Origin of the sequence: Enterobacter cloacae subsp. cloacae ATCC 13047 (assembly GCF_000025565.1) — a bacterium.
Taxonomy (GTDB): domain Bacteria; phylum Pseudomonadota; class Gammaproteobacteria; order Enterobacterales; family Enterobacteriaceae; genus Enterobacter; species Enterobacter cloacae.
Window position 1 is genome coordinate 2,858,421 of the sequence record NC_014121.1, and the last position, 18,012, is coordinate 2,876,432.

An 18,012-nucleotide genomic window follows, 5' to 3' on the forward strand; every position below is an offset into this window, starting at 1 on the left:
TTTTCGCCCATTGCTATTAAAGAGAAGAGACGGTAAGTCGTTATGTATCAGAGCCATTTTAAATTCAGTACCCCGCCGTTCAGAAATATCACCCGCAAGTCGGGCGATTTTCTGGTGCCTTATCATCAGGATGTGTTTAATCTTCTGAAAGAGAAAAGCCAGCAGGCAGGGATCACCGGGCTCTTTTACCACGACAGCGAACTGCTGGGGCAGTTCAGCGATGCCCTCAAAGCCAACAGCAAATCGGTGCTCTGCATTAATGCCTTTCCGAAGCTGAGCGCCAGTAGCCTGCTCTTCAAACTCAACCCGGTAGCGAAAGAGAAGAACAAGCTCCAGGCGGTTGACGCTATTATTCGCCTGTGGCGCGATGCGAAGTCGACCCATAAGGTGCTGGTCATTTCCCAGGCGCAGGCGATGAAGGCCAGCGGCTATGACGTGCTGGGCATACTGCTTACCCGTGCGCAGGAGCTGGATGTTCGCCTGTCGATTGTGCTGATGGGCACGGCCGACCAGGAAGTGATGCTGAAAGCCTCTGCCCTGCAGGAATATGTGCTGACCTGCCACACCCTGCGCAACCTGACCTGCCGCGAGTTCCTGAGCTACGTTGACGCCCAGTGCCACGAGCACGGCGCGGATGTCTCTCCGCTGACGCCCGCTCGCGTGAAAAAAATCCACGCCCTGACCAAAGGCAACATCAGCAAGCTGAACGAACTGGCTCATCTTTCCATGCTGGCCGCCTAAACCGAACGGGCGCCAAACGTTGGACCGCGTCATTTGCGTCTCGCCACCGGTGAAGCCCTGCCAGCGCCTAAGCGTGGTAAAACGCTGGCCTCCATCGGGTTGTTCGCGTCCGTCCTGTTCGCCGCCTGCGGCTGGATGATAACCTCGTCCATTACGGCAAAACTGCCGGTGGCGCTGCCAGTACCGGCCAGCTGGAAACAGCAGGTAAAAACGCCAGACGCGCCGGTACTGCCGGTTATCGAACAGGAGGTGGTGAATCAGCCCGATGCCATGCACCAGCTTTATGCCATGTGGGGCTATGACGCCTCTGCCGACGATGCCCTGTGCCAGAATGCCGCAAAAGTGAACCTGATGTGTAAACAGGGTAATGCCTCCCTGGACACGCTGGCTAATGACGGTTACCCGTGGGTGAGCGAGATTAAAACAGGCGATCACATTAATTACGCCGTCGTGGCGCGTGCCGGGAAAAATTCCCTCGATCTGCTGATGAACAACCGCACCTGGCAGGTGAGCCGCACGTGGTATAACCAGCACGCAACGGGCAATTACACCCTTCTGCACCGCCTGACCCCGTCAGGTAAAGACGAAATCACCGCCGCCAGCGACAGTAAAGATCTTGAGTGGCTGGATCAGCAGCTGAGCGTGGCGCTGGGCGAAAACGAAACGCACGATAAAAACTGGACGGCGGAACTGATGAAGCGCACCCGCGAATTCCAGGAAAAAATGCACCTCCGCGTCGACGGTATTCCGGGTGAAGACACTCTGATGCAGCTGATGCGCGAAACCCATACCACGCCGAGCGTGTTGATCCAGACAACCCAGGCTAACCCGACTACGCAAGAGAAGCACGCATAATGTCTACCATCTGCCTCGCTGCCCAGCGCAGCTATACCACCGGGGAACCGGTCTGGTTCTCATGGCGTTTGCCGTCATTCAGTAAAATTATCAGCGTGCTGACGCTCTGGTGTCTGGGGCTGTGCGCGCTGATCGTCGCAGGCCTGTATGCGCACGTGTACTGGAACCTGCGCCACCCGGCGCCGGTGATAAAAAAGGTGAGCGTCGCGAAGCCAGACACCACCCTTTCTGATATGCATTACGTGTATGTCACCAAACCGTTCCCGCACCCGCAGCCAAAGCCGCAGTCTGTAAAAGTGCAGGAAGATTTACCGCCGATGGACAATATGCCCATTAATAGTGACGAAAATGAGTGGCAGCAGGCACCTGATGGCGCATTGCCGGACAGCCCCGTCACGCATGATACTTCGCGCGATACCTTACCCGGCACCGAAGCGCACGAACAGGCGATGAAACACGCGCAGGCAACGCAGCCGGATGAAGACAATTCATTAAAAACGTTATTTATGCAGGCGCTAAAACAGCAGCAGGATGATATGGCGAAGGGAAAAATGCCCGCACCACCGGTTGACGAAACGCAAAATGCGTCTCCTTCGATAATAAAAGGAGACGCAGGAGGGGATTAATATTTTTCCGGCAGGGTGGTCAGGCTAATCAGTCGCCCTTTCTCGACCACAATATATTGACCTTTTTTCAGGTCTGAGAGAATTTTAATAATGGTGCTGCGTGCCAGGTTGGTGTATTCCTGAATATAATCATAAATATTAATATCTCGCTGATGATCAACAATCAGCTCGTTAATTTCTATCAGGAATTCACGGACGACGGAGTACGCGCTGCGGGCAACTAAAACATCATCCCGCTTGCTGAGCAAACAGATATACCATGCCAGCACTTTGGTCAGTTCAGGCCACAGCCCGTGCTGAGTCATTAACTGCTGGAATTGATCTTTATGTATGGTACGAACCACGGTATTACTGCGCACCACGCCCTGCATATGCGTAGAGTTGTAGAAAATAGCGGAGAGACCAAAGATACATTGTCCCTGTAGCGTAAACATACATAAGTCATCAGAACTGCGGCGGAACTCGACTTCTCCGCTGACGATAATGTGAATATTATCGGAGTTACAGGTTGATATTTTTTGCCATTTTCTTAACGTTTTTTCTTCATACCCGGCCGTTGCAGAAATAATGGCTTCCATTTCATGATGGGGACGTGTTTTTTTACCAAAAATGCTTAACATTATTATACCCAATTAAGATGTTTAAATAAGAAAATTGTCCGGCAAGGTGTTACGTTGCCGTAAAATGTGTTGGTATTCTTTTTGAAATTAAAAAAACCAAAAGAGGACTGTTTCTTTAATTTGATTCATGCTGTGAATCGATGAATCAATCTTAGATGAGGGCGATTTTAAATCAATTTACTTAAAATGAATTGAGAATGTACTTAAGATTAATCTTATGATCATGCTCACAAAAACGAGGCATTCGGGTTAATCCCGAAGGATTACCCCTGCCCGTATTTCTCTAAAAGTGCTTCGGCAATGGCCAGCGTTTCCACATCTGCCACGCCGTTCCACAGCTGCGGCCTGAAGTGCATCTGGAAGACCATAATGATGCGCTTCTGCTGAGCGGGGGTGCTGTTGTCGGGAACCTCGTAACCGTAACGCGCGAGCAAATCAAGTAACGCTGCGGTCTCCACGGCCTGATACCGTGGCCGCCCGTTCATATAGAACGCCACCCGGGACGCGTCGGGCCAGGCGCCAATCCCCTGCTCTGCAAGCTCGCGCCACGGGAACAGCGGACCGGGATCGTCCTTGCGCTGAGGCGCGATATCCGCATGGGCCACCACGTTCTCGGGTTTAATGTGATAGCGGGCAATAATGTCTTTTGCGAGCGGCACCAGGGCCGCAATTTGCGCGGGTTCGAACGGGGAAAAGTGTTTTACCCCGGCCGTTTTTTGCCAGCCGCGATTCTCAAGCTCAATGCCAACCGACGTATCATTAATGCGGTTGGTGCCGCGCCAGAAGCTGATACCCGCATGCCAGGCCAGTTCGTTCTCGGGAACCAGCTGCCAGATGCGCGGTTTACCGTCCGGTGCGGGCGGCTTCGCCGGGATCAAATAGTGGGAGCTGACGTTCTTGTCCGTCAGCGTGGCCAGCGAACTGTCAAAGTCATCCGCCGTATAGTGGATAACCAGCACCTTGATGCGCGGATAGGCCGCCTGCGCCTGGTGGCGGGTATCCAGTTCATAGGCGCCTTTATCCACAATGCCTTTTTCCGTGGCGCACCCTGCCAGCAACAGCGCCAGCAGGAGTGTTGAAAACGCGCGTTTCATCGACGGGTTTTCACCGCCGTACCGCTTACGCTCACCATCAGCATGCTGGCATCTTTACCGACGGTTTCGTAGTCAATATCAATCCCCACGACCGCATCCGCCCCCAGTGCCTTGGCCTGTTCGCCCAGCTCTTTAAAGGCGATTTCCCGGGCTTTACGCAGCTCTTTTTCATACGCGCCAGAGCGGCCGCCGACGATATCGCGGATACCGGCAAAGAAATCGCGAAAAATGTTGGCCCCCAGAATGGCTTCGCCCGTGACCACACCGCAATACTCGGTAATCGGCTGCCCTTCCAGGGTTGGCGTTGTTGAAAACTGCATGGTTTCTCTCCTTCTTTAGCGTTCAATGCCTTAGCCCATAACTTCACCAGCATTATCGGTTCGTTACGCTATGATTGAAAGGATAGTTAATAAATAAGGAAATCAACATGCGCTACTCTGCTTTAACGCTTTTGGTGCCCTGCGCGCTGGTGCTCAGCGCGTGTACCACCACGGTCACGCCAGCCTTTAAGGATATCGGTACCCGCAGCGGCCCCTGTATAGAGGGCGGCCCGGATACCGTGGCGCAACAGTTCTATGATTATCGCATTCAACACCGCAGCAACGATCTCACCGGCCTGCGTCCGTATCTGAGCGATGGGCTGGCAAAACTGCTGAACGATGCCACGCGCGATCCGCAGCACAACGCGCTGCTGAAATCCGATCCGTTCTCCAGTCGCACGACGTTGCCGGACAGCGCCGAGGTGGCCAGCGCCTCGACCATCCCGAACACCGATGCGCGTAACATCCCCCTGCGCGTGAAGCTGACCCAGGGCACCCAAACCTGGCAGGATGAAGTGCTGATGATCCGCGAAGGCCAGTGCTGGGCGGTGGATGACGTACGCTATATCGGCGGGAGCGTACACGCCCCGGCAGGCACGCTGCGCCAGTCGATTGAGAATCGCTAAACCCACTGTTTCAGAATTGTAAACCCCGAAAAATGTGCGGCATTTCATGCGGAATGCCGACATTTATACTCGCCGACCTTGGGCTTCGCTATTTTGTGCTATGTTTAAGGGGTATTACGGGTTATATTTAACTTTTAACGCAGAAATATTGCATAACTATTCTGTCAACGGTACTATCTGCGGCCTCAATTGCTATAGATTGCCTGGATGAGTAAAGACTGCCCCGATGAGTATTAAACTAAACGGCATTAACTGCTTCTACGGCGCACACCAGGCGCTGTTCGACATCACGCTGGAGTGCCCGGAAGGCGAAACGCTGGTTTTGCTTGGCCCAAGTGGCGCGGGTAAAAGTTCTCTTTTGCGTGTCCTTAATCTGCTTGAAATGCCCCGTTCAGGAACGCTGGCTATCGCCGGTAACCACTTTGATTTTGCGAAAACGCCGTCCGATAAAGCGATTCGTGAACTGCGTCAAAACGTTGGCATGGTCTTCCAGCAATACAACCTCTGGCCGCACCTGACCGTCCTGCAAAACCTGATTGAAGCGCCCTGTCGCGTTCTCGGTTTGAGCAAGGATCAGGCCATGGCGCGTGCTGAAAAGCTGCTGGAGCGTCTGCGCCTTAAGCCCTACAGCGATCGTTATCCGCTGCACCTCTCCGGGGGTCAGCAACAGCGTGTGGCGATTGCCCGTGCGCTGATGATGGAGCCAGCGGTACTGCTGTTTGATGAGCCGACCGCCGCGCTGGACCCGGAAATCACCGCCCAGATCGTGAGCATCATTCGTGAGCTGGCGGAAACCAACATTACTCAGGTCATCGTCACCCATGAAGTGGAAGTGGCGCGTAAAACCGCCAGCCGTGTGGTCTACATGGAAAACGGGTATATCGTTGAGCAAGGTGATGCGAGTTGCTTTACCAACCCGCAAACCGATGCCTTCAAAAACTACTTATCTCACTGAGAGTGCCAGGGAAAATGATAATGAAAAAAGTATTGATTGCCGCGCTGCTCGCTAGCTTCAGCCTTTCCGCTACCGCAGCCCAGACCATCCGTTTCGCCACCGAAGCGTCCTATCCTCCGTTTGAATCTATCGACGCCAACAACAAGATTGTGGGCTTCGATGTCGATCTGGCTAACGCGCTGTGTAAAGAGATCGACGCGACCTGTACCTTCAGCAACCAGGCGTTTGACAGCCTGATCCCAAGCCTGAAGTTCCGCCGTATCGACGCCGTGATGGCCGGTATGGACATCACCCCAGAGCGTGAAAAGCAGGTGCTGTTCACCACGCCGTACTATGACAACTCCGCCCTGTTTATTGGTCAGAAAGGGAAATTTACCTCTGTTGACCAGCTGAAAGGCAAAAAAGTGGGCGTACAGAACGGCACCACGCACCAGAAATTCATCATGGATAAACATCCGGAAATCACCACCGTGCCTTACGACAGCTACCAGAACGCGAAGCTGGATCTGCAGAACGGCCGTATCGATGGCGTGTTTGGTGACACCGCGGTAGTGACCGAATGGCTGAAAGCCAACGATAAACTCGCGCCAGTGGGCGACAAAGTGACCGATAAGGACTACTTCGGCACAGGTCTGGGGATTGCCGTTCGTCAGGGCAACACTGAGCTGCAGCAGAAATTCAACGCTGCGCTGGAAAAAGTGAAGAAAGACGGCACCTACGAAACCATCTATAAAAAATGGTTCCAGAAGTAATTCCTGATGAATGAAATTCTTCCTTTAGCAAGCGCCGCCGGGATGACCGTCGGCCTTGCCGTTTGCGCACTGATTATCGGCCTGGTGCTGGCGATGTTCTTTGCGGTATGGGAATCTGCAAAGTGGTTCCCTGTCGCCTGGACCGGCTCCGCGCTGGTCACCGTGCTGCGTGGGCTACCGGAGATTCTGGTGGTCCTGTTTATCTATTTCGGTTCCTCACAGCTGCTGCTGACGCTGTCGGACGGCTTTACCCTCAATCTTGGCGTCGTGCAGATCCCGGTGCAGATGCAGATTGAAAACTTCGACGTCAGCCCGTTCCTCTGTGGCGTCATTGCCCTTTCCCTGCTCTATTCTGCGTACGCGTCGCAAACCCTGCGCGGTGCGCTGAAAGCGGTACCGCAAGGACAATGGGAATCTGGCCAGGCGCTGGGAATGTCGAAAGCGGCGATCTTCTTCCGTCTGGTGATGCCGCAGATGTGGCGTCATGCCCTGCCGGGTTTAGGGAACCAGTGGCTGGTGCTGCTGAAAGATACGGCGCTGGTGAGCCTGATAAGCGTTAACGATTTAATGCTGCAAACCAAAAGCATCGCTACCCGCACCCAGGAGCCGTTTACCTGGTACATTGTGGCGGCGGCTATCTACCTGGTGATCACGTTGCTGAGTCAGTACATCCTTAAGCGTATTGACCTGCGTGCGACGCGCTTTGAACGGAGACCAGGCTGATGCTGGACTATTTACCCGAGCTGATGAAAGGGCTGCACACCAGCCTGACGTTGACCGTGGCGTCCATCATCGTGGCGCTGATCCTGGCGCTGATCTTTACCATCATCCTGACGCTGAAAACGCCGGTGCTGGTGTGGATTGTGCGCGGCTATATCACCCTCTTTACCGGTACGCCGCTGCTGGTGCAGATCTTCCTGATTTACTACGGCCCGGGCCAGTTCCCGTCGCTACAGGAGTATCCGGTTATCTGGCATCTGCTCTCTGAGCCGTGGCTGTGTGCCCTGATCGCCCTTTCACTGAACAGCGCTGCCTACACCACTCAGCTGTTCTACGGAGCGATCCGCGCCATTCCTGAAGGACAATGGCAGTCCTGCGGCGCGCTCGGCATGAGCAAAAAAGATACGCTGGCCATTTTGCTGCCGTACGCCTTTAAGCGTGCCCTCTCCTCTTACTCCAACGAAGTGGTGCTGGTGTTCAAGAGTACCTCGCTGGCCTACACCATCACCCTGATGGAAGTGATGGGCCACGGGCAACTGCTGTATGGACGCACCTACGATGTGATGGTGTTTGGCGCGGCAGGCGTGGTGTATCTGGTAGTTAACGGACTGTTGACGCTGATGATGCGCCTGATCGAGCGTAAAGCGCTGGCATTTGAGCGCAGAAATTAATCACTTAAATGCATAAAACGGTATTGATAAAGCGGGTAACCTGATGGGTTATCCGCTTTTTTTTATTCCACAATAAATATTTAATCATTTATATTGAATATAAATTCAATAAATGGCATTGTGCTTTCATAAGACCTACAGACGGGAGTATTACAATGAAAAAGTTAGTTCTGGCCGCATTACTGGCAACGTTTGCCGCAGGCGCAACGGCTGCCGATAAAATCAATTTCGGCGTTTCTGCCACGTATCCACCATTTGAATCGCTGGATGCCAGCAACCAGATCGTGGGTTTTGATATCGATCTGGCGAAAGCGCTGTGCAAACAGATGCAGGCCGACTGCACCTTTACCAACCATGCCTTTGACAGCCTGATCCCGTCCCTGAAATTTAAAAAATACGACGCGGTGATCTCCGGTATGGACATCACGCCAGAGCGTAGCAAGCAGGTGGCCTTCACCGACCCATACTACGCCAACTCGGCGGTGGTCATTGCGAAGAAAGGGGCTTATAAATCCTTTGATGAGCTGAAAGGCAAACGCATCGGGATGGAAAACGGCACCACGCACCAGAAATACCTCCAGGATAAACATCCTGAAGTGAAAACCGTGGCCTATGACAGCTATCAGAACGCGATTATCGACCTGAAAAATGGCCGTATTGATGGCGTATTTGGTGACACCGCGGTCGTCAACGAATGGCTGAAAACCAACCCGCAGCTCGGTACGGCAACCGAAAAAGTGACCGATCCGCAGTACTTCGGTACGGGTCTGGGCATTGCGGTGCGTCCGGATAACAAAGCGTTGCTGGCAAAACTGAACGGCGCGCTGAAGGCGATTAAAGCTGACGGTACGTATCAGAAAATCAGCGACCAGTGGTTCCCGCAGTAACTTTTTTTGCCGGGTGACGGCTTCGCCTTACCCGGCCTACGGGGGGAGTTGTAGGCCGGGTAAGCGCAGCGCCACCCGGCACTCTCTCACAACGGCACGAAGAACCTGAATCGCGCCCCGCTCACCGACTCCATCAGCCTGATCCCTCCCCCGTGTAGTTCCAGCATCCGTTTGACAATCAACAGCCCTAACCCACCGCGATTCTCCCGCGTTGCCTGCGGATTCAACGCTGAAGGCCGCTGGAACAGATCGTCGCGCAGCGCGGCATCCACACCGGTTCCTGAATCGGCCACCTCAACCTGTAGCTTTTCATTCTCCTGCCATACGGCGAGACGGATCTTGCCGCCGGTGGGGGTATGGCGGATGGCGTTATCCAGCAGATTGGTCACCACGCGCTCTATCATCGAGACATCGGCATACACCAGCGGCAGCGGCCCGGGAACGTCTATCTGGAGCTGAAGCTCGCGCGTGCGCGCCGTGAGTTCAAACTTTTGCGCCACGTCGGAAATAAGCTCTCCCATCGCAAAACGCTCGCGCTGGGGCTTGATGCCGCCGTGCTCAAGACGCGCAAGCTCAAACAGCTGCTGTGACAGGTGACGCACCTTTTGCCCCTGACGCAACGCCGTGGCGAGGTATTGCTGATGCTCCTGCGGCGTCAGTGTGGCGGATTTCAGCGACAGCGTCTCCAGATAGCCCAGCAGCGAGGTCAGCGGCGTGCGTAAGTCGTGGGAAATATTGGCGATAAACTCCCGGCGCTGGCGGTCGCTGTCGGCCAGTTGATCCCACTGGTGGGTGATTTTGCGTGCCAGCTCGATAAAATTGTTACGCAGGAGCGCCACTTCATCTTTTGCTGCCACATCCGGCTGTTGGACCGCCAGCGCGCGTATCGCGCTCATGCTGTCATGCTCCAGCCCGGCCACTTCACGCGTCAATCGTTTAACCGGACGCGTGACCCAGTACCAGATCAGTAAGCCCGCCAGCAGGCCAAACAGCGCCACCCACAGCATCGACCAGAGCACCGTACTCCACAGCGCCTTGTGCCAGGCCATGTCCGCCAGCGCGTTCGACTCCTCGCCCTGTAAAATAATATACAGATAGCCTTTAAGCTCGCCGTCCTGACGTAACGGCGTCGCGCTGAACACTTTCTTGTTCTGGCTACGCGGATCGTCGCCAAAAACCGGCATGGCCGCACCGCTGAGGAACTCCTGTACCGGCGCGAGATTGATGCTTTGTCGCTGAATATGGCCCGGCGGGGCGGCATCGGCCAGGATATCGCCATCCGGGGAGACGACGTACAGTTCCACGCTCGGGTTGAAGGTCATCAGCCTGTCAAAGAGCGGTTTCAGCGCGGTACGGTCGACCCTGCCCTGGGCGTTCAGAATTGGTTCGCGCTGCACGATCTGTTGCGCCAGGCCGCCAGAGAGACGCTGAACCATGGCGTTACCATACTGCATGCTGCTGTAGAGCTGGACGGCGCAGGCGACGGCGGCACAGAGCATCATCAATAAAATGAACAGCAGCGTCAGGCGCTGGCTCAGGCTAAAGCGGCGCATCATGGTGCGGCTCCGCAAATTTATAGCCTTTTCCCCACACGGTGCGAATGATCTCCGGCTCGGCAGCGTCTTTTCAATCTTGATGCGCAGGCGGTTAATATGGGTGTTAACGGTATGCTCGTAACCTTCGTGCTGATAGCCCCACACCTGCTCCAGCAGCGCCAGACGCGAGAAGACCTCGCCAGGATGGCGGGCAAAGAAGTACAGCAGTTCAAACTCGCGCGGGGTGAGATCCACTATCTGGCCGTGAAGCAGCACGCTGCGGGCCAGCGGGTCGATCGTCAGGCCATGCGCCTGAATATTCCCGGCACTCTGCGCCTGCCCCATCGCCTGCTGGCGGCGGAACAGCGCCTTAATGCGCGCAATCAGCTCCTGCACCGAGAACGGTTTTGCCAGATAATCATCCGCGCCGGTTTCCAGGCCGGTGATCCGATCGGTTTCGCTGCTGCGGGCGCTAATAATGATCACCGGCAGGTAGCGGGTAATCTGGCGAATACGACGGCAAATCTCCAGGCCGTCGACGTTGGGGAGCATGAGATCGAGGATCACCGCGTCCCACGGCTGTTTTTCAAGGCACTGTAATGCGTTGCCGCCGTCGGGCTCGTGGGTGATGATGTAGCCTTCATCTTCTAAATTGAGTCGCAGAAGTGCCGCGATATCGTGGTCATCTTCCACCAGCAGGATCTGCTTCATGGGTAAGCCTTATTTCATCTCTTATGACGTAAGCTTACCTGATTTCGCAGGGTTGAAGAGTTCACATTTTGTTGAAGATTTTGCGGATGTCATGCCGGGTGGCGGCTACGCCTTACCCGGGATGCGGGTTAACAACGTCAACACTTCATAATGCGCGGTATGCGGGAACATATCGAAAAGCTGAACGCGTTCAATGCGGTAGCCCGGCAGGTGAGCGATATCTGTCGCCATGGTACGGGCGTTGCAGCTGGAGTAGATAATGTAATCCGGCGCCATCTGGCTCAGATAGTCGCACAGCGCCTTGCCAATGCCCCGGCGCGGCGGGTTGACCAGCACCAGCTCCGGTACGTTGCCCTGCCCGGTCGCGAACTGCGTGGAGTCCAGCGCCTGGAAGTGCAGATTGGTTAATCCGAGCTCAGCGGCAGACTGTTTCGCGCAGGCAATCGCTTCGGCGGCGATCTCAATCCCGGTCAGCTGCATCTCAGGCGTGGCGCAGTGCAGACCAAAGCCCCCGACACCGCAGAACAGATCCCACATATGATGGATGTTTAACGCCCTCACCCAGTCGCGGGCGGTGGCATATAACGCACTCGCCACCGTCGGGTTGGTCTGGAAGAAACTTTGCGGGCGGATCCACAGCGGCACGTTGTTGAACGTTTCCGCCAGCGCATGCTGCCCGGTGAAGAAGATCTCTGTCTTCCCCTCCATGATCGCCATATGCACCGGCTGAATATTGGCGGTAATGACCTTCAGTTGCGGAAGCTGCTCCTGCAGCCACGGCAGCGCCGCGCGCAGTTGTTCCAGCTTGGCTTGCGAGCGCAGCACGAAACGCAGCATCATACCGCCGTCCATCTGGCTCTCGGTCAGGAGGAGATATTTCAGCTCGCCGCGCTTACGGGCGACGTTATAAGGCGTTAACCCCGCGCGGGCAATAAACGGTTTGAGTGCCGCGAAGACCGGCTCAAACGAGGCAGGATAAAGCGGGCAGCCGGTGAGATCTTCCGGCGTGCCGTCGCGATGCAGCATGCCCAGCAGCGGTTTTTCTACGCTGCCGCTGACCACCATTTTGGCTTTATTACGAAAACCCTGCTCCGGGCCGCTGACGGGGGCGCACCACTCGCCCACCGCATGTTCAGCCAGCAGCTGTTGCAGGTCGGCCATTTTGGCGGTGAGTTGTTGAGAGACCGGCTGTTCTATCCACTGACAGGAGCGGCAGCGTCCGGCGTCATAGAGTGCGCACTGCATAGGAAAACCTTAAGAATAACGAGGGCTGCGATTATACACATTATTGCAGGCGGAAGAACCGCCGGCTTGAGGCTGGAGCAAAGAGCAGCAGGAGCACCAGCATATCGGGTAATTTCTGCATGACCAGCGCATGGAAGATCTCACGTTTGGATCCACCGGCAATGCTGAACAGCTCCGGATAGCCATAGCCCAGCGAGGCGGCCCACAGATAGCTGGCGGCGGTCACCTGCGTCAGCAGATAGACCCAGCGCGCCCAGTTGCGCCCTTTAACCAGCGAAAACGCGCAGTAGATTTCGATAAACACCAGCAGAAGGCTGCTGAGGAATACCAGCGTGAGGTTCCAGGTTTGCACGCTGCGGTGAATGAACTCACCGATGCCGCGCGCCCCCAGTGTGTTGAGGATCATCAGTACATCAAGACAGCGGATCATAATAATAGCGAGCGCCGCCACCTGCACCAGCGCAGGTACGTTTGGACGAGCGTGCGTAAGACGTGATTTTTTTAATAATCCCAATGTTTTACTTCCCTGAAAAACAGTGCCGCGTCATGCGCGGCACATCACTGGAAATAATAATTCCTTCAGCCGCGTCTTGCACGCTGGATATCGCGCACGCGCTGCTTTTCCGCGCGCGCCATCAAATACCAGGCGATAAATCCGACAATTCCGACCACGCCGAGGATTATCGACGCCAGGGCGTTGATCTCCGGGTTCACCCCCATGCGCACGCTGGAGAAGACCAGCATTGGCAGCGTCGTCGCCCCAGGCCCGGAAACAAAGCTGGCGATCACCAGATCGTCGAGCGACAGGGTAAAGGCCAGCAGCCAGCCGGAGATCACCGCAGGCATAATCATCGGCAGCGTGATGATGAAAAAGACCTTCACCGGCGTGGCACCGAGATCCATCGCCGCCTCTTCAATGGAGCGATCCAGCTCGCGCAGACGCGAGGAGATGACCACCGCCACGTACGCGGTACAGAAGGTCACGTGCGCCAGCCAGATGGTGAGCATGCCGCGATCCGCCGGCCAGCCAATGGCATGCGCCAGCGCCACAAACAGCAGCAGCAGCGACAGGCCGGTGATCACGTCCGGCATCACCAGCGGCGCGGTGATCATAAAGGCAAAGCCGTTCGAGCCGCGAAAACGCCCGAAGCGCACCATCACCAGCGCGGCAATCGTGCCCAGCACGCAGGCCATCGTGGCCGCCAGCGCCGCGATGGTCAGGCTCAGCCCCACCGCGCTCATCATCGCATCGTCGTGGAACAGTTCGCTGTACCAGCGCGTCGACCAGCCAGCCCATACGGTGACCAGTTTGGAGCTGTTGAACGAGTAGATCACCAGCATCAGCATCGGCGCATACAGGAAGGTAAAGCCGATCACCAGGATCGCAATTCGCCACGGAGAGCGCACTACCGGTAAGTTGTTCATCCGTGGTCTCCCATCTGTTTCTGCTGATGCTTGTGGAACCACATGATCGGCACGATCAGCAGCAGCAACATCACGATCGCCACCGCGGAGGCTACCGGCCAGTCGCGGTTATTGAAGAACTCCTGCCACAACACGCGGCCAATCATGATGCTGTCCGGGCCGCCGAGCAGTTCCGGGATCACAAACTCCCCAACCGCCGGAATAAACACCAGCATCGACCCGGCGATAATCCCGCCTTTGGTCAGCGGCACAATCACGCTGAAGAAAGTCTTCAGCGGACGGGCGCCCAGATCCAGCGAGGCTTCCACCAGCGAGTAGTCGATACGCGTCAGTGCCGTATAGATCGGCAGCACCATAAACGGCAGGTAGGCGTACACAATCCCGATATAGACCGCGAGATTGGTGTGCAGAATAGTCAGCGGCTGATCGATAATCCCTAACCACATCAGGAAGTTATTCAGCACCCCGTTATTTTTCAGGATCCCCATCCACGCGTAGACGCGGATCAGGAACGAGGTCCACGACGGCAGGATCACCAGCAGCAGCAGAATGTTGCGCGTCGAGGGCTTACTGTGCGCCACCGCCCATGCCAGCGGGTAGCCCATCAGCAAACAGCAGAGCGTGGAGATGGCCGCCACCTGCAGCGACTGCAGGTAGGCTTCGACATAAAGCGGATCTTCCGTCAGCTGCAGGAAGTTGCCAAGGTTAAGCGTCAGCGTCAGCTGGCCGTCTGCCCAGTCCAGCAGATTGGTGTAAGGCGGGATCGCCCGCGCCATTTCCGCCAGGCTTATCTTGAAAACGATCAGGAACGGCAGCATGAACAGCAGGATCAGCCACACGTAAGGCATGGCAATCACCAGCTTGCGGCCGTGGTTCATCTGCATGCGCGCCAGCCAGTGCGCAAAGCCGCCCGGTTTTTCGACGCGGGCTGGCGGTTCAAGTGTACTCATTGGCCGCTCCTTATACCGTCAGCACGACACAACTGTCCGCATCCCAGCACAGACGCACTTCGTCGCCCCAGGTCGGCAGTCCTTTACGGTAGCGATGTTCGTTTTGCAGCTGGGCGCTGAGCATCTGCCCGCTCTTCAGACGGACGTGGTAAATAGAGAGATCGCCCAGATAGGCAATGTGCACCACTTCGCCCACGGCAAAGTTAAAGCCATCGGCCGGAGGATCTTCACAGAGCATGATTTTCTCCGGTCGCAGGGCGATATAGACCGGCACGTTGTCTACCACGGAGTTATCCGGGTCGACCTTCAGCGGATGCTGCAGCCCCGGCGATTCGATGATCAGCCCGTCTTCTTCACGCGCTTTCAGCAGCCCTTCAAAAACATTCACCGAGCCGATGAACTCCGCGCTGTAGCGGGTAGTCGGGTGTTCATAAATCTCTTCCGGCTCGCCAATCTGCACGAACTTACCGCGGTTCATGATCGCGATACGCCCGGCCATGGTCATGGCCTCTTCCTGGTCGTGGGTGACCATCACGCAGGTCACGCCCACGCGTTCGAGGATATCCACCACTTCGAGCTGCATACGGTCGCGCAGTTTTTTATCCAGAGCACCCATCGGCTCATCAAGCAGCAGCAGTTTCGGGCGTTTCGCCAGACTTCGGGCCAGCGCCACACGCTGACGCTGACCACCAGAGAGCTGGTGCGGTTTACGCTTCGCGAACTCCTGCATGTGCACCAGGCTCAGCATCTCCGCCACACGCGCTGTGATTTCGGCTTTTGGCAATTTGTCCTGCTTCAGGCCAAACGCGATGTTCTGCTCCACCGTCATATGCGGGAACAGTGCGTAAGACTGGAACATCATGTTAATCGGACGCTGATACGGCGGTACGCTGGAGAGATCCACGCCATCCAGCACAATCTGCCCGGCGGTAGGTTGTTCAAACCCGGCCAGCATGCGCAGCAAGGTTGATTTACCGCAACCAGACGCCCCGAGAAGGGCAAATATTTCGCCTTTGTAGATAGTCAGGCTGACGTCGTCCACGGCATGCTGGCCATCGAAAGATTTGGTGAGGTTACGAATTTCAAGTAGCGGGGTCAGCGCTTTACGGACTTTCGCCTGCGGGCGGGGGATCGCGTCATTCACGGGGTGTTCTCCGGCATAGATCAAAACTGGTGCAAACGCACCGTCAGGGTGCGCATCGCCGGGCGGCGCGAACGCTTGCCCGGCCTACGGGTTGTGTCGGCCCGGTAAGCGATAGCGCCACCGGGCAACGTTACCAAACGCCGTTATTTCCCGCTTTTCACCTTGGTCCACGCACGGGTACGTACGCGGTCAATTTTTGGATCCTGTACTTTCAGGGTGAAGAGCTTGGCAAACACATCCGCTGGCGGATAGATAGCCGGATTATTACGGATCTCTTCGCTAATCAGTGGCAAGGAGGCCTTGTTACCGTTGGCGTAGTAGACATGGTCGCTGATATGAGCAATCACTTCCGGACGCATCAGGTAGTTTAGGAACTGATACGCTTCATCTTTGTTTTTCGCATCGGCAGGCATGGCGAAGACATCAAAGAAGGCCAGCGCCCCCTCTTTCGGAATGAAGTAGGAGACATTCACGCCGTTTTTCGCCTCTTTCGCGCGGTTAGCCGCCTGCCAGACGTCCCCTGCCCAGCCAATTGCCACGCAGATGTCGCCGTTAGCCAGGTCGTTAATGTACTGTGAAGAGTGGAAGTAACGGATATTCGGACGCAGCTTCAGCAACAGATCGGTCGCCGGGCCGGTGTAGTCATCCGCCTTGTTGCTGTTCGGATCTTTGCCGAGATAGTTCAGCACGGTGGCGAAAATCTCTTCCGGGGCATCCAGGAAGGAGACGCCGCAGCTTTTCAACTTGGCGAGGTTCTCCGGCTTCAGCACCACGTCCCAGCTGTCCAGCTTGACGTCCGGGCCCAGCGCCGCTTTGACTTTATCCACGTTGTAGCCAATACCGGTGGTCGCCCACAGATACGGCATGGCGTATTTGTTCTCCGGGTCATGCTTAGAGACCAGCTTCAGCACTTCCGGGTCGAGGTTTTTCCAGTTTGGTAACTTGCTCTTGTCCAGCGGCTGGAAAACGCCTGCGGTCAGCTGACGCTCCAGGAAACTTGCGGACGGTACCACCAGGTCAAAACCGGTGCTGCCTGCCATCAGTTTGCCTTCCAGCACTTCGTTGGAATCAAACACGTCGTAGACCACTTTAATGCCGGTCTCTTTTTCAAAATTAGCCACCGTGTCAGGGGCAATATAGTCAGACCAGTTATAAACATGCAGCGTTTTTTGTTCCGCAGCGAGCGTGCCGGCAGAGACGGCCATCAGAGCACCCGCAACCAGACCCGATAACCATTTTTTATTCAAGGCGATCATAGTGTTATTCCTTCTGAAAGCTCGTTAACAAACGAACTAAAACTGTGCAATCTGGATATATGCAAAAATCATGCATAGTTTGTCGCTCTGCTCAAAATAAAAAGAAACCTCTTTACCCGGCAGGATCCGCTCGCTTTTTTAAGCATCGCAAGAATAACTGTAGCCCGTGTCTCCGGCTATAGCCCAGACGAAAAAACGCCTTTTATCAATTTTTTATGCAGGTTATGTCTACGTGATAAGCCGAAATGGCCTTTGAGGAGGTGAAAAATTCTTTAAAGAAAGGTTAAAAGCAGCAGAATAAATGGCGTTATGCAGCCGCTCTGGCAGCGACTGCGCAAAAGTCAGACAGGCTTAGTGAAGAAAATTGGGAGATGCATCATTATTCTCTGCATCGTCTTCCGCGCTGTACAGCAGATGGTGTGCATTGGCTTCCATCATAACCATTGAAATTTGCTCTTCACTCAAACGCATAAACCAGGCGAACTGCTTGAAGGAGAGCCCCGCGCCGGAGAACAAAGACTGGCAAACGACCAGTTTTGGCAGATTATCATCCTGTATATCGAGGAATGCTTTCACCGTCAAAGAACTGGCGTTGATCGCAGAGAGGTCAGAGGCCAGCGCCAGCAGCGCAGACGGCTTAACTTCTGCCAGCGCAGAGAAGAGGATCACGTCGTTAATGAGATCGATTTTGGCATCAAAAATGCCGTCGAAATTCTGCATGTGAGGCAGATGCAGCGCCTGGCAGGAATCACATTCAAAGAAGGTGATTCCGGCATCATCAAGCCATTGACGTAACGTATCCAGTGTTGGAACGACCTGTAAATCCATCGCGGTGGAGCCTCTTTAGTAAAAACTTCGCATAGGGTACTCAAAAAGTGC

At 55.3% G+C, this 18,012-nt stretch carries 18 protein-coding genes and 2 pseudogenes; 8 read left to right on the forward strand and 12 right to left on the reverse strand.

The window, feature by feature from the left end:
* The first annotated feature begins 42 nt into the window (after positions 1-42).
* Positions 43-1,596, forward strand: a pseudogene (locus ECL_RS13755) (ExeA family protein).
* Positions 1,596-2,222, forward strand: a complete 627-nt coding sequence (locus tag ECL_RS13760; RefSeq protein WP_013097356.1) for a hypothetical protein — start codon at positions 1,596-1,598, stop codon at positions 2,220-2,222. The pseudogene ECL_RS13755 and the gene ECL_RS13760 overlap by 1 nt, the downstream one beginning before the upstream one ends.
* Here ECL_RS13760 and ECL_RS13765 read toward each other — a convergent pair.
* The 3 genes from ECL_RS13765 to ECL_RS13775 form a co-directional block, all read right to left on the reverse strand.
* Positions 2,219-2,842 carry a helix-turn-helix domain-containing protein gene (locus tag ECL_RS13765; protein WP_013097357.1) on the reverse strand — a complete coding sequence of 208 codons (624 nt, stop codon included), beginning with the start codon at positions 2,840-2,842 and terminating at the stop codon, positions 2,219-2,221. The genes ECL_RS13760 and ECL_RS13765 overlap by 4 nt on opposite strands.
* 263 nt (positions 2,843-3,105) lie before the next feature.
* On the reverse strand, positions 3,106-3,936 hold the full coding sequence (locus tag ECL_RS13770; protein ID WP_013097358.1) for an N-acetylmuramoyl-L-alanine amidase: 831 nt from the start codon (positions 3,934-3,936) through the stop codon (positions 3,106-3,108).
* The gene (locus ECL_RS13775; RefSeq protein WP_006174327.1) at positions 3,933-4,256 is read right to left on the reverse strand and encodes a heavy metal-binding domain-containing protein; all 324 of its coding nucleotides are present in this window, start codon (positions 4,254-4,256) and stop codon (positions 3,933-3,935) included. The genes ECL_RS13770 and ECL_RS13775 overlap by 4 nt, the downstream gene beginning before the upstream one ends.
* Positions 4,257-4,363: 107 nt before the next feature.
* Between ECL_RS13775 and ECL_RS13780 the strand changes: the two genes are divergently transcribed.
* The 6 genes from ECL_RS13780 to artJ all read left to right on the forward strand — a co-directional run bounded on the left by ECL_RS13780 (position 4,364) and on the right by artJ (position 8,867).
* On the forward strand, positions 4,364-4,882 hold the full coding sequence (locus tag ECL_RS13780; RefSeq protein ID WP_013097359.1) for a lipoprotein: 519 nt from the start codon (positions 4,364-4,366) through the stop codon (positions 4,880-4,882).
* A gap of 226 nt (positions 4,883-5,108) precedes the next feature.
* Positions 5,109-5,837, forward strand: a complete 729-nt coding sequence (gene artP, locus ECL_RS13785) for an arginine ABC transporter ATP-binding protein ArtP (RefSeq protein ID WP_013097360.1) — start codon at positions 5,109-5,111, stop codon at positions 5,835-5,837.
* Between the two features lie 20 nt (positions 5,838-5,857).
* Positions 5,858-6,589 carry an arginine ABC transporter substrate-binding protein ArtI gene (gene artI, locus ECL_RS13790; protein ID WP_013097361.1) on the forward strand — a complete coding sequence of 244 codons (732 nt, stop codon included), beginning with the start codon at positions 5,858-5,860 and terminating at the stop codon, positions 6,587-6,589.
* A 6-nt stretch (positions 6,590-6,595) separates the two neighbouring features.
* The gene (gene artQ, locus ECL_RS13795) at positions 6,596-7,312 is read left to right on the forward strand and encodes an arginine ABC transporter permease ArtQ (protein ID WP_013097362.1); all 717 of its coding nucleotides are present in this window, start codon (positions 6,596-6,598) and stop codon (positions 7,310-7,312) included.
* Entirely contained in the window at positions 7,312-7,980 is a 669-nt protein-coding gene (artM, locus tag ECL_RS13800) for an arginine ABC transporter permease ArtM (RefSeq protein ID WP_013097363.1), read from the forward strand. Before artQ ends, artM begins: the two co-directional genes overlap by 1 nt.
* 155 nt (positions 7,981-8,135) lie before the next feature.
* A complete protein-coding gene (artJ, locus tag ECL_RS13805) occupies positions 8,136-8,867 on the forward strand; it encodes an arginine ABC transporter substrate-binding protein ArtJ (protein ID WP_013097364.1) in 732 nt (243 codons plus the stop codon).
* An 86-nt stretch (positions 8,868-8,953) separates the two neighbouring features.
* Here the strand turns inward: artJ and ECL_RS13810 are convergent, their stop codons facing one another.
* The 9 genes and pseudogenes from ECL_RS13810 to ECL_RS13850 form a co-directional block, all read right to left on the reverse strand.
* Positions 8,954-10,423, reverse strand: a complete 1,470-nt coding sequence (locus tag ECL_RS13810) for a sensor histidine kinase (RefSeq protein WP_044158735.1) — start codon at positions 10,421-10,423, stop codon at positions 8,954-8,956.
* Positions 10,407-11,113: pseudogene (locus tag ECL_RS13815) on the reverse strand (response regulator transcription factor). Before ECL_RS13815 ends, ECL_RS13810 begins: the two are co-directional and overlap by 17 nt.
* 105 nt (positions 11,114-11,218) lie before the next feature.
* Complete coding sequence (gene rlmC / locus ECL_RS13820) at positions 11,219-12,358, reverse strand: 23S rRNA (uracil(747)-C(5))-methyltransferase RlmC (RefSeq protein WP_013097367.1); 1,140 nt, start codon at positions 12,356-12,358, stop codon at positions 11,219-11,221.
* A gap of 40 nt (positions 12,359-12,398) precedes the next feature.
* Complete coding sequence (locus ECL_RS13825; RefSeq protein WP_013097368.1) at positions 12,399-12,872, reverse strand: YbjO family protein; 474 nt, start codon at positions 12,870-12,872, stop codon at positions 12,399-12,401.
* A 65-nt stretch (positions 12,873-12,937) separates the two neighbouring features.
* Complete coding sequence (potI, locus tag ECL_RS13830; RefSeq protein WP_013097369.1) at positions 12,938-13,783, reverse strand: putrescine ABC transporter permease PotI; 846 nt, start codon at positions 13,781-13,783, stop codon at positions 12,938-12,940.
* The gene (gene potH / locus ECL_RS13835; protein WP_013097370.1) at positions 13,780-14,733 is read right to left on the reverse strand and encodes a putrescine ABC transporter permease PotH; all 954 of its coding nucleotides are present in this window, start codon (positions 14,731-14,733) and stop codon (positions 13,780-13,782) included. Before potH ends, potI begins: the two co-directional genes overlap by 4 nt.
* A 10-nt stretch (positions 14,734-14,743) precedes the next feature.
* On the reverse strand, positions 14,744-15,877 hold the full coding sequence (gene potG, locus ECL_RS13840) for a putrescine ABC transporter ATP-binding subunit PotG (protein ID WP_013097371.1): 1,134 nt from the start codon (positions 15,875-15,877) through the stop codon (positions 14,744-14,746).
* A gap of 143 nt (positions 15,878-16,020) precedes the next feature.
* Positions 16,021-17,133 carry a spermidine/putrescine ABC transporter substrate-binding protein PotF gene (gene potF / locus ECL_RS13845; protein ID WP_013097372.1) on the reverse strand — a complete coding sequence of 371 codons (1,113 nt, stop codon included), beginning with the start codon at positions 17,131-17,133 and terminating at the stop codon, positions 16,021-16,023.
* A 351-nt stretch (positions 17,134-17,484) separates the two neighbouring features.
* Entirely contained in the window at positions 17,485-17,961 is a 477-nt protein-coding gene (locus tag ECL_RS13850) for a YbjN domain-containing protein (RefSeq protein ID WP_003858385.1), read from the reverse strand.
* Positions 17,962-18,012: the final 51 nt, after the last annotated feature.

Excerpts from the sequence above, each read along its gene's own strand:
- artJ (WP_013097364.1), top strand. The coding sequence starts at position 8,136 with ATGAAAAAGTTAGTTCTGGCCGCATTACTGGCAACGTTTGCCGCAGGC.
- ECL_RS13850 (WP_003858385.1), bottom strand. The coding sequence starts at position 17,961 with ATGGATTTACAGGTCGTTCCAACACTGGATACGTTACGTCAATGGCTT.
- artP (WP_013097360.1), top strand. The coding sequence starts at position 5,109 with ATGAGTATTAAACTAAACGGCATTAACTGCTTCTACGGCGCACACCAG.
- ECL_RS13775 (WP_006174327.1), bottom strand. The coding sequence starts at position 4,256 with ATGCAGTTTTCAACAACGCCAACCCTGGAAGGGCAGCCGATTACCGAG.
- potH (WP_013097370.1), bottom strand. The coding sequence starts at position 14,733 with ATGAGTACACTTGAACCGCCAGCCCGCGTCGAAAAACCGGGCGGCTTT.
- ECL_RS13780 (WP_013097359.1), top strand. The coding sequence starts at position 4,364 with ATGCGCTACTCTGCTTTAACGCTTTTGGTGCCCTGCGCGCTGGTGCTC.
- rlmC (WP_013097367.1), bottom strand. The coding sequence starts at position 12,358 with ATGCAGTGCGCACTCTATGACGCCGGACGCTGCCGCTCCTGTCAGTGG.
- ECL_RS13770 (WP_013097358.1), bottom strand. The coding sequence starts at position 3,936 with ATGAAACGCGCGTTTTCAACACTCCTGCTGGCGCTGTTGCTGGCAGGG.
- ECL_RS13760 (WP_013097356.1), top strand. The coding sequence starts at position 1,596 with ATGTCTACCATCTGCCTCGCTGCCCAGCGCAGCTATACCACCGGGGAA.
- potF (WP_013097372.1), bottom strand. The coding sequence starts at position 17,133 with ATGATCGCCTTGAATAAAAAATGGTTATCGGGTCTGGTTGCGGGTGCT.
- artQ (WP_013097362.1), top strand. The coding sequence starts at position 6,596 with ATGAATGAAATTCTTCCTTTAGCAAGCGCCGCCGGGATGACCGTCGGC.
- ECL_RS13810 (WP_044158735.1), bottom strand. The coding sequence starts at position 10,423 with ATGATGCGCCGCTTTAGCCTGAGCCAGCGCCTGACGCTGCTGTTCATT.
- ECL_RS13765 (WP_013097357.1), bottom strand. The coding sequence starts at position 2,842 with ATGTTAAGCATTTTTGGTAAAAAAACACGTCCCCATCATGAAATGGAA.
- artM (WP_013097363.1), top strand. The coding sequence starts at position 7,312 with ATGCTGGACTATTTACCCGAGCTGATGAAAGGGCTGCACACCAGCCTG.
- artI (WP_013097361.1), top strand. The coding sequence starts at position 5,858 with ATGAAAAAAGTATTGATTGCCGCGCTGCTCGCTAGCTTCAGCCTTTCC.
- potI (WP_013097369.1), bottom strand. The coding sequence starts at position 13,783 with ATGAACAACTTACCGGTAGTGCGCTCTCCGTGGCGAATTGCGATCCTG.